The organism is Streptomyces rhizosphaerihabitans (assembly GCF_025399795.1).
Lineage (GTDB): Bacteria > Actinomycetota > Actinomycetes > Streptomycetales > Streptomycetaceae > Streptomyces > Streptomyces rhizosphaerihabitans.
The window spans coordinates 36,127-50,887 of record NZ_JAODTZ010000021.1; the positions used below are offsets into that span (position 1 = coordinate 36,127).

Here is a 14,761-nt window from a genome sequence, read left to right on the forward strand (position 1 = left end):
TCATCCCTGAAATGTCCGATTAATACAGGAAAGACGTTCGAGGCGTGCGCCACAAGCACAGAGATTTCAGATAGTGAGCGACAGGCTCCTCGTCACCCGGTTTGCGGTCGGGATCAGCCGCGACAGGACCGCCTCGAGCCGGGGCAGACGTTCGGCGGGGAGCGAGACGCCGAGCGAGCCGAGCGTGTCCCCGCAGTAAACGGGTACGGCGACGCAGACCGTGCCGAGGGCGTACTCCTCCAGGTCGGTCACGGCCGGGGCCACGGGCGACGAGGCCAGGCGCCGCAACAGTTCCGGTCGGCTGGTGATGGTCCGCGGTGTCAGGTCGGCGAGGGCGTGCCGGGCGAGGTAGTCGTTGCGGGATTCCTCGTCCAGTTCGCGCAGGACGGACTTGCCCAGCGCGGTCGCGTGCCCCGCGTCCTCGAATCCGACCCAGAGGTCGACCCGGGGCGCCCGGGGCCCGTCGACGATCTCGGCGACCCTGATCTCGCCTTCCTCGTAGAAGGTGAGGTAGGCGGCGGACGCGAGCTCGTCACGCAGTGCGGCGAGCGTGGGACGGACACGGCTGAGCAGCGCCTGCCCGCGGCCCTGGGTCTGCAACGTCTGCATCTTGTCACCCAGGATGAATCCGCCGTCGTCAAGTTTGCGTATGTATCCGTCGTGGACGAGGGTCCGCAACAGGTGATACGCGGTGGCCAGAGGCAGCTCGGTCTCGCGCGCCAGCTGTTTGGCGGGCGCGCCGTTCTCGTGCGCGCTCACCGCCTCCAGCAAGCGGAAGGCCCGCTGAACGGAGGTGATGAGCGTCGGCCCGTCGCGAGCTCCCATGCCACCAGCGTGCGCCGAGGTCACGAGACAGGCAAGGCGTCACAGGACCCGCAACCCCAACGGCGCCCCCGGCTGCGGCACGGTGTTCCGGGGCAGCACCTCGGAGTAACGGACCCGGAGTGGCCCCTCACCCCGCAACCGCCGCGGTCACACCATCGCCGCATCCGCATCGCGGGCTGCCGGTCTCGCCGGCTGCCGGTCTCGGACAGACCACCCGTTGGACGGTCTGTCCGAGACCGGCAGCGGCACGTTTCAGGCGCCGCCGGGCTCGCGCCGGGTGAACCCGGTGCCGCCGAGGCGGCTGAGGAGGCCGGCGAGCTGTGCCGCCTCCTCCTTGGTCCACGGCGGCTCGGCGAAGATGTCCTCGGCGACGTGTTCGGCGGTGACGAGCATGTCGGCCAGCCGCTCCCGGCCGGTCTCCGTCAGCGCCGCATAGGCCACCCGCGCGTCACGTGCGTCCGCGTCCCGCCGGACCAGGCCGATGCGCTCCAGGGGCACGAGACCCCGGGTGACACCGGAGGCTGTCAGCCCCAGCGCCTCGGCCAGATCCACCCGGCGCATACGGTCGCCCGGGGCCTCGGACAGGCGCAGCAGCATCGTGAAGTCGGCCAGGCTCACCCCGTGCAGTCCGCCCAGGCCCGCATCGAACCGCTTCATCAGGGCGGCCTGTGCCCTCACCAGGCGCAGTGCCGCGTCCAGTCCCCTACTCATTGACACCTCCTTGACTACTCAAGCATATCTCGAGCGTAAGACCCCCTGAAGTACGAGGGATCAGGGGGTGCTCTGGGCGATGGCCCGCCGCTGTCGTTTGCCGAGGGGGGCCTGGGACAGGTCCTCACCCTGGGACTTGAGCCTCTTGAAACCGTAGCCGCGCCCGGTCAGCCAGGCCGTCGCGGCGGTTTCCGCCCGTTCGACCGCGTCCAGGATGTCCTCCTCCGCCTCCCCTGAGTCCAGGAAGCGGAAGGTGAAGGCCGGCCGGGCGGCCACGTCGTAGCTGAGGTGCCCCTCGGGGGTGAAGGCCGCCTGCAGGACGTCATGCTCCGACGCGCGGGACAGAAGTTCGGCGCGCTGGTCAGTGCTGAGCCCGTCGAAGACACCGCGAACGGTGATACGGAAAGTGCGTGTGGTCATCGGGCGAGCCTAACCAACGGGGTCGGCCCCGTTCCACCACGTTTCCGGTGCGCCCGCCGTCGGCGCGCACAACGCCGGAACCGGCGAGGGCGGACCGGGAGCGGAGTGGCCGCGCCCGGTCCTCACACCTCGACCGGAGCACTCAGTGGTTGTGATGGTGCTTGCAGTCCCAGTGGCCCTTGACCCAAACGTGGTCCCAGTGGCCGGGGACGTAGACCCACTTCTGCATCCAGCCGTGGCTGTGATGGCCGTGGTGCCAGGTGTCCTGGTGGACCCACTTCTTGACCCAGTGTCCGGGCACCCACTTGTTCTGCCAGTGGCCCTTCTTCCACTCGCAGCGGTCGTGGTGACCATGATGGTCAGCGGTCGCCGAAGGCGTGGGCGAAGGTGCCGTGGTCGCGGCGGCGGAACCGGACAGGCCCAGCGCGGCCCCGCCCGCCAGCAGGCCTGTCGCGGCCGCACCCGCGAGCAGGCGCCGGGTGCTGATGTGTGTGGTCATCGGACTCACCTCCCTCGAAATGTGATGGACGTGCGCAACGGGAGCCGGTGTCACGGGAGTTCGCGCCGAAGCTGTCGGAACGGTCCAAGGCCCTCGATGTGCGGGACATAAGGCATTCGGAGCTACGAAAGGTACGTATGAGGATAGACCTCCGTAAGTTTTTGGTACGAGTTTTCGGGAGGACAGTGGACAGGGCCGGTGCTCCGGGTGCGCCGGGCCCACGGCGCCCGGCGTGAGGACTTCGCGGCGCCCGCGGCTCATACGCGGGGCGTGGTGGCTACGGATACACGGTGTCGACGCCCATTGCCTCAACGGCTCCGGACGCCGGCGGCTCCGGACGACGCGGCCTTTTCGGCGTCATCACCTGCGCGCACCCCGTCGGCGAACGGCCCCGTCGCGCTGCGGAGGAGGCCGCTACGACGGAGAGTCGAGCCGAACAGGCAAGGCGAGAAGGAAGCAACGGACGGATTCTGTGAGCGATGTCCAAGACCGGCCAGGACGGACACGGTTCCCGGCGGCACTCCTCGGCGGAGGCGTGGCTGGACGCCCGGCTCAAGCGCGCGGCGGAGGGCGACCATGACGCGTTCGCCGACGTGTACGACGCCCTCGCGCGGCCGGTCAAAGGCCTGATCTGCCGCGTGCTGCGGGACGAGGCGCAGGCCGAGGAGGTGACGCAGGACGTGATGGTGGAGATCTGGCGGACCGCGGACCGCTATCGACCCGAACTCGGAACCGCCCGGGGATGGGTCCTCACGCTCGCGCACCGGCGGGCCGTCGACCGGGTCCGGTACGTCCAGGCCAGTGCCGCGCGCGAACGGCACAGCGCGCTGCTCGCGGAGGACCGGCCCTTCGACGAGGTGGCCGAGACCGTGGAGCGGCACGAGGATCACCATCGCGTCCGGAGCTGCCTTGCCGCCCTGGAGCGGCATCAACGCGTACCGCTGGTGCTCGCCTACTACCAGGGCATGACCTATCTGGAGGTGGCCGCTTGTCTGGCCACTCCGGCGGGCACCGTGAAGTCCAGGATGCGCTCAGGGCTGCGCCTGCTCCGCAGATGTCTGGAGGCCAGGTGATGACCGCCGACGAAGACCCGCACCAGCTCGTGGGCGCATACGTACTGCACGCCCTGCCGGCGGCCGAGGAAGTCTCCTTCGAAAACCATCTGGCCGGCTGCGCGGCGTGCCGGGCCGAGGTGGCGGAGCTGTCCGAGGTCACGCTGCGACTCGCCTCGGCCGAGGAAGCGGACCCCTCCCCCGAGCTGCGCCGACGCGTCCTCGACCGGATCGCCCACACGCGTCAGGAGCGCCTCCCCCGCGACCGTCCGCACGGCCTTCCGGTCCGTCAGCGGGCGCTGCGCCTGGCCCTGGCCGCGTGCCTCGTCCTCGCGGCCACGTTCGGCGGCCTCGCCGCGTGGCAGCACATCCAGGCGGACGAGGCCCGCACCGAAACCACCCGCACGCAGGCACAGGCTTCCGCCCTGACCGACATCCTCACCGCCCGGGACGCCACGATCAGCACGCAGAAGCTGCGCGACGGATCCGAGATCAGCGTGGTCGCCTCGCGCGCGCAGGACCGGTGCGCCTTCATCGCGTCGGACCTTCCACGGCTCGGCGACGACCAGGTCTACGAACTCTGGTACGCCGCGAAGACCGGCGGCCTTCGCCCGGCGGGTCTTCTCCCCGGCTCCGGCGGCGGGCAAGCGCGGGTGCTCCGCGATTCCCTGGACGACGTCAGCGCCGTGGGAATCACGGCCGAGCCGGCGGGCGGGTCGCGACAGCCGACCAGCGAGCCTCTCGGCATCGTCACGGTGCCGGCCTGACACCTCCCGCGTCCGCGCCGACCGTGCCCATGCCAACCGTGTCCGTGCCGACGACGCCGAGGGGGAGAACCGATCCACCGCTCGCTCGACCGACCCCATCCATCACAAGGAGCATCAAAACAGGATATTTATCTTTTTGATGCGCTTCACTCTTGATCATTCTATGCTGATGTGAGGGAGGGCTCGGGCGGCGGTCAACGGCCGGTCCTGGACCGGCGGGAAGCGGGCTTCCATGGTTGGGCGGCTTAAGTCGGGGCTGATCGGCGAAATGTCCGCCGAATTCCTCGGCACAATGATTCTCATCCTCTTCGGGTGCGGCGTGGTGGCCCAGGTGGTCGCCGGCGGCGCCCTCACGACGCCACCGGGCGGTCTGGGAAACCACGACAGCATCGCGTGGGCTTGGGGTATCGGCGTCATCATGGGCGTCTACGTCGCGGCACGGCTGAGCGGCGCGCACCTCAACCCCGCGGTGACGGTCGCCCTGGCCACGTTCAAGGGATTCCCGTGGCGCAAGGTGGCTCCCTACGTGGTGGCCCAGACCCTCGGAGCCTTCGTGGCGGCGCTGATCGTGCGCTGGAACTACACGGACGCGCTGGCGAAGGCCGACCCCGGCCACACCATCAAAACCCAGGGCGTGTTCTCCACACTGCCCGCCAACGGCAACCCGAACCTGCCGGTCCACGAGTGGGGCGCGTTCCGCGACCAGATCATCGGCACCGCCATCCTGCTGCTGCTGATCATGGCCATCACGGACCTGCTCAACACCCCGCCGGGCGCGAACCTGGCCCCGTTCATCATCGGCCTGGTCGTCGTGGGCATCGGAATGGCCTGGGGCACCCTCGCGGGCTACGCGATCAACCCGGCCCGTGACTTCGGTCCCCGGCTGGCGAGCTTCCTCACGGGATACGGAGGGGCATGGCGAGATCAGTACGGGAACTTCTACTTCTGGGTGCCGATCATCGGCCCCCTGATCGGTGGTGTGCTCGGCGCAGGCATCTACAAGCTCTTCATCGGCCGGTTCCTGCCGACGGCTGAGCCCGAACCCGCGGGACGCGTCCCGGTTCCCGAGGACTGACACCCCCAGCAGAGGCGGCAACCCATGGCTGACTTCGTGGGCGCGGTGGACCAAGGGACCACCAGCACCCGATTCATGATCTTCGACCACGCCGGCAACGAGGTGGCGAAGCATCAACTGGAACACGCCCAGATCCTTCCGCGCTCCGGGTGGGTCGAGCACGACCCGGTGGAGATCTGGGAACGCACGAACTCGGTGATCCAGAACGCCCTGCGGCACGGCAACCTGACCGCCGAGGACCTGGCGGCGATCGGCATCACCAACCAGCGCGAGACCACCGTCGTGTGGGACCCGCGCAACGGCCGGCCGTACTACAACGCCATCGTCTGGCAGGACACCCGGACGGACTCCATCGCCGCGGCCCTGGAACGTTCGGGCCAGGGCGACGTCATCCGCCGCAAGGCGGGTCTGCCGCCGGCGACCTACTTCTCCGGCGGCAAGATCCAGTGGATCCTGGAGAACGTCGACGGGGTCCGCGCAGCGGCGGAAGCGGGCCACGCCCTCTTCGGCAACACCGACGCCTGGGTCCTGTGGAACCTGACCGGCGGCCCCGACGGCGGCATCCACGCCACCGACGTGACCAACGCCAGCCGCACCATGCTGATGAACCTCGAAACCCTCGACTGGGACGACGAACTGCTGGGCTTCTTCGGTGTACCGCGAGCCATGCTGCCCAGCATCAACTCCTCGTCGGACCGCGAGGCGTTCGGTACGACGCGCACCTCCCGGCCGCTGCGCGCCCCCATCCCCATCACCGGTGTGCTCGGCGACCAGCAGGCGGCCACCGTCGGACAGGTCTGCTACGCGCCCGGCGAGGCCAAGAACACCTACGGCACGGGCAACTTCCTGGTCCTCAACACCGGTACGGAGCTGGTCCGTTCGCAGCACGGCCTGCTGACCACCCTCGCCTACCGGTTCGGTGACAGCCCCGCCGTCTACGCGCTGGAAGGCTCCATCGCGGTCACCGGATCCGCGGTGCAGTGGCTGCGTGACCAGATGAAGATCATCATCAACGCGGCCGAGAGCGAGACGCTGGCCCGCAGCGTGGAGGACAACGGCGGGATGTACTTCGTTCCGGCGTTCTCGGGTCTGTTCGCCCCGTACTGGCGCTCCGACGCCCGCGGCGCGATCGTCGGCCTCGCCCGGTACAACAGCAACGCCCACCTGGCCCGGGCGACCCTGGAGGCGATCTGCTACCAGAGCCGTGATGTCGTCGAGGCCATGGAGCAGGACTCCGGAGTCCATCTCGACGTGCTCAAGGTCGACGGCGGCGTGACCGCCAACGACCTGTGCATGCAGATCCAGGCCGACGTCCTCGGCGTACCGGTCAGCCGTCCCGTCGTCGCCGAGACCACCGCGCTCGGCGCCTGTTACGCGGCGGGTCTGGCCACCGGCTTCTGGAAGGACACCGACGAACTGCGCACCCACTGGCAGGAGTCCAAGCGCTGGGAGCCCCAGTGGTCCGAGGACCGGCGTCAACAGGGGTACGCGGACTGGAAGAGGGCGGTGGAGCGCACACTCGACTGGGCGAAAGTGGAATAGACCGGCCCGTCGATCACGCGGGCGACCGAGGGTCGATCACGCTGGTGACCGAAGGACACTCCGTTCAGCCCCTGGCGCGTATCGCGTCAGGGGCTGAACGCGGCCCCGGGCCCCCTGTACACATCTCGTCCCGGCACTTGGACACCGCGGCCAGGGCCACGCGATGCGGCCGGCCGAGCACTGCGCCGAGTGCCGCGAGGCCACTCGGTTCGTCGGCGTGGCCGGAATCCCGCAGGCGGGAGCTACGGGCCGCCCGAGGGCCAGGGCCGGATACGCTGACGGAATGAACGAAAATCTTCCTCCCTGTCCGACGTGCTCATGTGAATACACCTACGAGATGAACGCCCTTGTGGTGTGCCCGGAGTGCGGCCACGAATGGGTTCCCGCCGAAAGCGGTGCCGAGGATGGGGCCACCACCGGGGAACGGGTCGTCAAGGACGCTGTCGGCAACGTGCTGCAGGACGGCGACAGCGTGGTTGTCGTCAAGGCGCTCAAGGTCAAGGGGAGCCCTTCGGGGATCAAGGCCGGCACCAAGGTGCGCAGTATCCGGTTGGTCGACGGCGTCGACGGCCATGACATCGACTGCAAGGTCGACGGTTTCGGGGCGATGCAGCTCAAGTCCAGCGTGGTCAAGAAGGCCTGATCCGTGACTCACGGGTGACCGAGGCGGCAGTGTATTGCTGAATTGCAAAATTTAGCAATTGGTTAGATGCTGTATTCGCTGTTCCTGCAGGTAGTCTCGGGCACAGCCCTTGTCCGCCCCGGGTGGGGTGCCGTCCGGGGAAGTCGAGGGGCCGTGTCCGTTCCGCTGTACCAGGCCAAGGCCGAGCTCTTCCGGATGCTCGGGCATCCCGTACGGATACGGGTGCTGGAGCTGCTCCAGGACGGCCCGCGGCCGGTACGGGAACTGCTCGGGGAGATCGAGGTGGAGCCGTCCAGCCTGTCTCAGCAGCTGGCGGTACTGCGTCGGTCCGGGATCGTCACCGCCACGCGGGACGGCTCGACGGTCGTCTATGCACTGGCCGGCGCGGACGTGGCAGACCTGATGAAGGCCGCGCGCCGGATCCTGACCCAGATGCTGTCCGGGCGCAACGAACTGCTGACTGAGCTGCTGGAGACCGAGGTTGCCGCGCGATGACCTCGGGGATCAGCCGGGTCCGGGCCCGGATCGCCTCACTGCTGCCCACCCGCGGCGACCTGGCGGAGATGGGACGCAACCCCCGCCGGGACCTGCTCGCCGGGCTGACCGTGGCCATCGTCGCGCTGCCGCTCGCCCTCGGCTTCGGCGTCTCCTCCGGGCTCGGCGCCGAGGCGGGCCTGGCCACCGCCGTCATTGCGGGCACCCTCGCCGCATTGTTCGGCGGATCGAATCTGCAGGTGTCGGGGCCGACGGGCGCCATGACGGTGGTGCTGGTACCGATCGTGGGCCAGTACGGTCCGACGGGCGTCCTCACGGTCGGTGTCATGGCTGGAGTGATGCTCGTCGGCCTCGCCGTGCTGAAGGCCGGACGATACATGCAGTATGTGCCCGCGCCGGTCGTCGAGGGCTTCACGCTGGGCATCGCGTGCGTGATCGGACTGCAGCAGATTCCGGGCGTGCTCGGTGTGCCCAAACCGGAGGGCGACCGGGTATTGGCGGTGACCTGGCGGGCCATCGAGGAGTTCGTGCGGCACCCGAACTGGACGGCCGTCGCCGTCGCCGTCGCGGTGGCTGCGGTCATGCTCATGGGAGCCCGGTGGCGTCCGACCGTGCCGTTCTCCATCGTCGCGGTGATCGCCGCCACAGTCGTGGCACAGGCCGCCGGGCTGACCGGGGCGAAACCGATCGGTGAACTGCCATCGGGGCTGCGCCCGCGCCCTCGCTGTCCTTCCTCGACCTGGGCTCACTGGGCTCCTTGCTGGCCCCCGCGGTGGCAGTCGCGGCGCTGGCCGCGCTGGAGTCGCTGCTCTCGGCCTCGGTCGCCGACGGCATGACCGTCGGCCAGCAGCACGACCCGGATCGGGAGCTGTTCGGCCAAGGCCTTGCCAACATCGCCGCCCCTTTGTTCGGTGGCGTGCCGGCGACCGGGGCGATCGCACGCACCGCGGTCAATGTGCGCACCGGTGCGAGCTCCCGGCTCGCCGCCCTCACTCACGCCGCGATCCTCGCGGTGATCGTCTTCGCGGCCGCGCCTCTCGTCTCGAAGATCCCGCTGGCGGCCCTCGCCGGTGTCCTCCTGGCCACCGCGATCCGCATGGTCGAGGTCGGTTCGCTGCGGGCGATGCTGAAGGCCACCCGCTCGGACGCGCTGATCCTCGTCCTGACCGCCGTAGCGACGCTGGCCCTCGATCTCGTGTACGCCGTCATCATCGGCCTGGTCGTCGCCGGAGCCCTCGCGTTGCGCGCCGTTGCCAAGCAGGCCCGCTTCGACCAGGTGCCTCTCGACCGCGGAGACCACACCGCCGAGGAACATGCCCTGCTCGCCGAGCACATCATTGCCTACCGCGTCGACGGGCCTTTGTTCTTCGCCGCCGCGCACCGCTTCCTGCTGGAGATGACAGAAGTGGCCGACGTACGTGTGGTGATCCTTCGCATGTCGCGGGTGTCGACCATGGACGCGACCGGGGCGCTGGTGCTCAAGGACGCGGTCCAGAAGCTGAACCGGCGCGGAATCGTCGTCCTGACCTCCGGAATCAGGCCGGGGCAACGCCAAGTCCTCGACTCAGTCGGCGTGTTGGACCTCCTGCAGCTGGAGGGCCGCGAGTACACCACTACCCCCGAAGCGATCCACGGGGCCCGCGACCACCTGGAGAGGACCGGGGTCCTTCTCGCTGCCCGGAAGTCCGCTCGCAACGCCACAGAGATGAAAGAGGAGACACCCCGATGAGTGAGTTCGGGCGGCTGGTGATGCGCACTCCGCTCCAGGCTGCTGCGGTTCGTTCGTCCGTGACGGACCACGTCGACGAGGTCCGGTCCGCGACCGGCACCGGCTGGACGGTGACCGTCGCCGGGCCCGCCGAGGTGATCACCGACCCGAACGAGGCCGCCCACTACCGCCGTGCGCTCGCGTGCTGGAGCCACGGCCCGCACGATGCGATCGTCCGCATCCATCCCCCGACGGCATCCGGCTCCCGGCTGCCCCGGGGGACTGAGGGCTGATGTCCACGCTGTTCGAAGCCCTGCCCTACCGGCACGTCGTCACCCTGCCCAACGAGCCGTCCGCTGTCCGCCTGTCCCGCCAGACCGCCGAGCAGGCCCTGACTGAATGGGGGATCAGCCTGCGCCACCCCACCGTCGACCCGGCGCTGCTGATCCTCGGCGAACTGGTCACCAATAGTGTCCGGCATGCTGTGACGCTCTCTCCCCAGCTCACCGTCATCTATGCGGCCGGCTCCGACTGCCTGGCTTTCGCCGTCCACGACCGCCACCCCCACCAACCACCGCTGTACGGGGCCGCGATCGACATGGGGGCCGGCGGTCTGAGCACCGTCATGGAACTCACTCTCGGCCTGGGCGGCACCGCCGTCGTCCGCGGCGACGCCGACGGAAACGGCAAAAGCATCTGGATCACCCTGCCCCTGTGACCCGAGCCGGTCCAGGAGGAGAGCTGAACAGGCACCACCCACAAGAAGGTTCATCATCATGACGATCGAATGGCACTACACCGCCGGAGAGGATTTCAGTGTCCTCTCCCTCTCCGGGCGCCTCGGACCCGAGGGTGCGCATCGCTTCACCGGTGCCGTCGGCTGGGTCCTGGCCCGCGGCGCCGGTCCGGTCGTCGTCGACATGAACGGGCTGCGCAGCTGGTCCGTCAACGGCCGGCTCGCCGTCATCGAGGCAGCGCGCCGGCTCAGCACACACGGACGCAGCCTGGAACTGGCCTCGATCCCCGCCGACGGCTCCCTCATGCCTGACAGCGACTGCCCACCCATCACCATCCACACCGCCTTGCGGCGGACGTCGCGGGACATGACGCGGACAGCCAGGGCGGTGACGGTCAACAACAGTGGCGTACCAGCGGCCGGCCAACCTGATTGTTGGCCGCTGTCCTCGCCCGGCACGCTCGACCCGGAGAAGACGGAACATCAAGAAGGGTGCCCTGGGCCCGGCCGCCGAAGGACAGCTCCAGCACGCGGGCCTCACCGCATCGCGGCCGCTGTCCGTCCGGGCGGATGGCGCCGGGGCAGTACTTGAGGCGGCATGCGGGGTGTTTGAGCCAGACGGCGCCCAGGCCGCGCAGTGGGGTGCTTCTCACCCAGCCATCCCTTACGCGATATATTGAATTTCTAATCTTGGCAAGTCATGAGGCCTTCACTGCTTGAACGGGTGGACGGGTCCTCGCACGCGGATTCGGTCCGGCCGACTCTGCGGGCGAAGATGGGTGCCATGTTGTTGACGAGTAAGTGGATGCGATATACCGAGGACTGGCCAGCTCGGCCGGACAACTGTTCCGGGGAGGCGACAGCACGATGAGCACGCCGCTGTACCAGCTGAAGGCCGAGTTCTTCAAAACCCTTGGGCACCCTGCCCGCATCCGCGTCCTAGAACTGCTCAGCGAGCGTGAACACGCCGTCGCGGAGATGCTGCCCGAGGTGGGCATCGAAGCCGCACATCTGTCCCAGCAGCTGGCTGTACTGCGCCGGGCGAACCTGGTGGTGACGCGCAAGGAGGGCTCGACGGTGTACTACTCCCTGACCAGCCCGCATGTGGCGGAGCTGCTCAGGGTCGCGCGGACGATCCTGTCCGGGGTGCTGGCCGGGCAGGCCGAGCTGCTCGCCGATCTGAAGGCCGCTCAGCAGGAGATGAAAGCGTCCTCCTAGCGGCGGCCCCCGATCGGCGGCCGCCTCCTGGGGATTGGACAGCGCTCCGCGTACCTGGAGACGGCTGCCCCCTTCGGACGAAACGCTCCACGGCGACAAGGCGACTCACCCCGGTCGGCCGCCATTCGAAACGGTCCCGCTGCTGGACTGTGCCGCCCAGTTGACTGTCCCCCGTCCCCTCCGCCCTTCCCTGTCGAATCCGTCAGCCGCCGCCTGATCCGAATCAGGGTCCTCGGCCCAGCCGCCGAAGGGCAGCTCGGCACGCCGGCCTCGCCGCAGCGCGGCGACGCCCGGAAGGGCGCCGCCGCAGGGTTTTCCCACGTGTACCGGTCCTTCTCGCCCGTGGCCACGCGCATCCGCTGTTGAGATCATGCTGATATGGCGACTTGAAGAAGTCTTCATATCGTGGGCACACGTCGGCCCAGGGCTCCGGCCGGTCTAGATCTCCAGCTGCCCCTCGACGCGCTTGAGGTGGTGGCGGGCCATCGCCAGGTTCGAACGCGCCCTGTCGAGCACGAGATACAGGAACAGGCCGTTGCCGCTGCGCCCGGCAACCGGCCGAATGAGGTGGTACTGGTTTCCGAGGGTGATCAGGATGTCCTCGATCCGGCTCTTGAGATCCAGCTGCTCCATGGCGCGCACCTTCGCGCGGACGACATCCGTATTGCCGGCAGCGGCGACCGTCATGTCCAGATCCTTGCCCCCTCCCAGCGTGCCCAGTGCCATGCCACTGGTGTAGTCGACGACGGCCGCCCCCAAAGCTCCCTCGGCCTCGGTCATCATTTCCTTCAGCGACACTTCCACACTCGCCATAGCGTCTCCCCTTGGTTGTCGGTCACGCGGCAGGACCGGCAATTGTCCGTGCCTGCCGCGTGACCGCACCGTATGCGCACGCCCGAGTCACCAGCGGAGTATCTCCGAGGCTGACATCCGGTGACCGGGCATGAGCGCAAGAGAACCGCTTACCGACTACTCCTGTCGAAAGATCGGGCGTCAGGGGCGTACGCAGAACTCGCTCGGCGCGCACGGCACATCAGTCTCGAAGGCAGGTCCGTCCCCCGCTTCCCGGTAGCGTGCCGGGTCACTCCATCCATGGGACACGGGCCGGCTGCCGACGCGCATCCGACCGCTCTCCGCCCCGCCGGAGCGGTGACTTTCGGTGAACTTCCGGGCCCGTAGATGCAGCTCGAGTCGCACCAGTGGGCGCGGGCGGATGCCACGCGCCGGAGATCGCGGTATCCCGGTGAAGCCCGAGGCGCGTTTCACCCGCGGCTCATCGCTCCGTCATCCCGGGCCACACGCCGAATGATCACCCCCGGTCACGCGCCCACCGCCTCAGCCTCTCTATGCTCGGGGGCGAACATTCGCATCCATGAGGAGCAGAGCAATGAGCGAGAACGTCTACTTCGAGGTCACCGCCAACGGCGAGCCGCTGGGCCGCATCGAGTTCAAACTCTACGACGACGTCGTCCCGAAGACCGCGCAGAACTTCCGTGAGCTCGCCACGGGCGCACACGGTTTCGGTTACAAGGGTTCGCCGTTCCATCGGGTCATCCCGGACTTCATGCTCCAGGGCGGCGACTTCACGCGGCAGGACGGCACGGGCGGCAAGAGCATCTACGGCGAGAAGTTCGCCGACGAGAACTTCACGCTCAAGCACACCAAGCCGGGTCTGCTGTCCATGGCCAACGCGGGCCGGAACACCAACGGCTCGCAGTTCTTCATCACCACCATCGTCACCGACTGGCTGGACAACAAGCACGTCGTCTTCGGCGAGGTCGTCCAGGGCATGGACGTCGTGAAGGCGATCGAGGCTCTCGGCAGCCGTTCCGGCACCACCTCGAAGAAGATCGTCATCTCCGACTCCGGCACCGTCTGAGCGGTCCGACGGCCTGGGTCCACCCCACGGACGATTACTGACGGAGGCGGCGGTGTACCACCCGCCGCCTCTGTCGGGCAGCGCTCCGCTCCGGCGGGCGAAATCCGGGGTCGGCAGTCCGGGGTCGGCACCCCCCACTCACGTACCAGCAGCCTGCCCTCCTCCGATCAGCAGGCCATCCGCGTCGTCGAGGAATGAGACCGCCACCGCCCGGTGGTCGCACCGACCCCCCTGCCGCGCCCACTGCGCGGTCCGCCGCACAGGACCCCGCGGCCACCGGAACCGATCGTGCCCCACGCGTCGCGGGACCACGGCAGAGTTCAGCCGGATTCATGGCCGAATCCCGTACTCCAGGGGACCGGCCCGCCCGTGAGGGGTAGCCCCTTCCCGCACACGCCGAAGCGCGCGGGGGTTGGGGGGGAGCTGGCCCGAGTGACACCGAGGGGGCGGACACCAGGGAAACGCTTGTCAGGACGCGCGCAGCGGCAGCGAGCCGTCCGCCGGCTGCGCGCGGAAGGGCAGTACGGGCCCTTGCTTCGTGAGGTGCTGCCGGCCCTTGCCGCGGTCGTCGTCACCCTGTGCGCGATCGCCGCCGGCCTCGCCGTCGGCTACCGCGTGGCCGGCGTCGGCGTACTCCTCGGCGCGCTGGTCGTGCTTGCCGTCGCCATCCCGGCCGCGGTACGGCGGCACCGTCCGCCGGCTCGTCGGCGCCTGGGCTTCTACACGCCGGAGGAACTGGCGGAACTGGACACGGCGGGGCTGGCCCTGGCCGTGTCCCGGATGCTGCGCCGGGACGGCTGGCGGGTGCTCCCTCCGCGGAGAGCCGAGGACCGCGTCCGGGTACGCGCCCGGGACGGTCGCGGGCAGCGTCTGGAGGTCGCCTTCCGGCCCGTGGCCGAACCGCTGCCCGACGAGGACGCGCCCTCCCGTTCGGGACGTCCGGGCGGCCCCGGCCCGCCGCTCCGTCTCGTGGTGCACCGCGGGGCCTTCACCCGGCGTGACGTCCAGTGGGCGCGACGGCAGGGCGGTGTACGTCTGATCGACGGTTCCTGCCTCAGGCGATGGGCGCACGGGACACCGCTGAACGAGCTGAGCGACTCCTCCTGAGCCGGCACGGGCATGACCGCCGACCCGCCCGCGACCCGTGCCGCGGGCACCGCGCCGAACCGCCTCCCGGACCTCCTCGTCGAC

General features: G+C 69.1%; 17 protein-coding genes and 1 pseudogene. 13 read left to right on the plus strand and 5 right to left on the minus strand.

Annotated features, from left to right (window positions below; genetic code table 11):
* Positions 1-66: 66 nt before the first annotated feature.
* The 4 genes from N4G66_RS21655 to N4G66_RS21670 form a co-directional block, all read right to left on the minus strand.
* On the minus strand, positions 67-825 hold the full coding sequence (locus tag N4G66_RS21655; protein WP_261705804.1) for an IclR family transcriptional regulator: 759 nt from the start codon (positions 823-825) through the stop codon (positions 67-69).
* A gap of 252 nt (positions 826-1,077) precedes the next feature.
* On the minus strand, positions 1,078-1,536 hold the full coding sequence (locus N4G66_RS21660) for a MarR family winged helix-turn-helix transcriptional regulator (RefSeq protein WP_261705805.1): 459 nt from the start codon (positions 1,534-1,536) through the stop codon (positions 1,078-1,080).
* Positions 1,537-1,596: 60 nt separating this feature from the next.
* Complete coding sequence (locus N4G66_RS21665) at positions 1,597-1,956, minus strand: DUF6204 family protein (RefSeq protein ID WP_261705806.1); 360 nt, start codon at positions 1,954-1,956, stop codon at positions 1,597-1,599.
* Positions 1,957-2,098: 142 nt separating this feature from the next.
* Positions 2,099-2,455 carry a hypothetical protein gene (locus N4G66_RS21670; protein ID WP_261705807.1) on the minus strand — a complete coding sequence of 119 codons (357 nt, stop codon included), beginning with the start codon at positions 2,453-2,455 and terminating at the stop codon, positions 2,099-2,101.
* A gap of 479 nt (positions 2,456-2,934) precedes the next feature.
* Here N4G66_RS21670 and sigK point away from each other — a divergent pair, with 479 nt between their 5' ends.
* The 11 genes and pseudogenes from sigK to N4G66_RS21725 all read left to right on the plus strand — a co-directional run bounded on the left by sigK (position 2,935) and on the right by N4G66_RS21725 (position 11,691).
* Positions 2,935-3,528, plus strand: a complete 594-nt coding sequence (sigK, locus tag N4G66_RS21675) for an ECF RNA polymerase sigma factor SigK (RefSeq protein ID WP_261705808.1) — start codon at positions 2,935-2,937, stop codon at positions 3,526-3,528.
* The gene (locus N4G66_RS21680) at positions 3,528-4,274 is read left to right on the plus strand and encodes an anti-sigma factor (RefSeq protein WP_261705809.1); all 747 of its coding nucleotides are present in this window, start codon (positions 3,528-3,530) and stop codon (positions 4,272-4,274) included. Before sigK ends, N4G66_RS21680 begins: the two co-directional genes overlap by 1 nt.
* A 232-nt stretch (positions 4,275-4,506) precedes the next feature.
* Positions 4,507-5,349, plus strand: a complete 843-nt coding sequence (locus tag N4G66_RS21685) for an MIP/aquaporin family protein (protein WP_261705810.1) — start codon at positions 4,507-4,509, stop codon at positions 5,347-5,349.
* 24 nt (positions 5,350-5,373) lie between these two features.
* On the plus strand, positions 5,374-6,891 hold the full coding sequence (gene glpK, locus N4G66_RS21690; RefSeq protein ID WP_261705811.1) for a glycerol kinase GlpK: 1,518 nt from the start codon (positions 5,374-5,376) through the stop codon (positions 6,889-6,891).
* 283 nt (positions 6,892-7,174) lie between these two features.
* Positions 7,175-7,534, plus strand: a complete 360-nt coding sequence (locus tag N4G66_RS21695) for a zinc ribbon domain-containing protein YjdM (protein ID WP_261705812.1) — start codon at positions 7,175-7,177, stop codon at positions 7,532-7,534.
* 153 nt (positions 7,535-7,687) lie between these two features.
* A complete protein-coding gene (locus N4G66_RS21700) occupies positions 7,688-8,029 on the plus strand; it encodes an ArsR/SmtB family transcription factor (RefSeq protein ID WP_261705813.1) in 342 nt (113 codons plus the stop codon).
* Positions 8,026-9,758 (plus strand): annotated as a pseudogene (locus N4G66_RS21705) (SulP family inorganic anion transporter). The gene N4G66_RS21700 and the pseudogene N4G66_RS21705 overlap by 4 nt, the downstream one beginning before the upstream one ends.
* Positions 9,755-10,030 carry a pyridoxamine 5'-phosphate oxidase family protein gene (locus tag N4G66_RS21710; protein WP_315903671.1) on the plus strand — a complete coding sequence of 92 codons (276 nt, stop codon included), beginning with the start codon at positions 9,755-9,757 and terminating at the stop codon, positions 10,028-10,030. Before N4G66_RS21705 ends, N4G66_RS21710 begins: the two are co-directional and overlap by 4 nt.
* On the plus strand, positions 10,030-10,455 hold the full coding sequence (locus N4G66_RS21715) for an ATP-binding protein (protein WP_261705814.1): 426 nt from the start codon (positions 10,030-10,032) through the stop codon (positions 10,453-10,455). The genes N4G66_RS21710 and N4G66_RS21715 overlap by 1 nt, the downstream gene beginning before the upstream one ends.
* Positions 10,456-10,513: 58 nt before the next feature.
* On the plus strand, positions 10,514-11,065 hold the full coding sequence (locus tag N4G66_RS21720; RefSeq protein WP_315903673.1) for an STAS domain-containing protein: 552 nt from the start codon (positions 10,514-10,516) through the stop codon (positions 11,063-11,065).
* A 275-nt stretch (positions 11,066-11,340) separates the two neighbouring features.
* A complete protein-coding gene (locus tag N4G66_RS21725) occupies positions 11,341-11,691 on the plus strand; it encodes an ArsR/SmtB family transcription factor (RefSeq protein WP_261705815.1) in 351 nt (116 codons plus the stop codon).
* Positions 11,692-12,129: 438 nt separating this feature from the next.
* Here N4G66_RS21725 and N4G66_RS21730 read toward each other — a convergent pair whose 3' ends face one another.
* The gene (locus N4G66_RS21730; RefSeq protein WP_261705816.1) at positions 12,130-12,504 is read right to left on the minus strand and encodes a hypothetical protein; all 375 of its coding nucleotides are present in this window, start codon (positions 12,502-12,504) and stop codon (positions 12,130-12,132) included.
* A 574-nt stretch (positions 12,505-13,078) separates the two neighbouring features.
* Here N4G66_RS21730 and N4G66_RS21735 point away from each other — a divergent pair.
* The gene (locus N4G66_RS21735; RefSeq protein ID WP_261705817.1) at positions 13,079-13,570 is read left to right on the plus strand and encodes a peptidylprolyl isomerase; all 492 of its coding nucleotides are present in this window, start codon (positions 13,079-13,081) and stop codon (positions 13,568-13,570) included.
* A 465-nt stretch (positions 13,571-14,035) separates the two neighbouring features.
* Positions 14,036-14,677, plus strand: coding sequence for a hypothetical protein (locus N4G66_RS21740; protein ID WP_261705818.1), 642 nt, complete (start codon positions 14,036-14,038; stop codon positions 14,675-14,677).
* Positions 14,678-14,761: the final 84 nt, after the last annotated feature.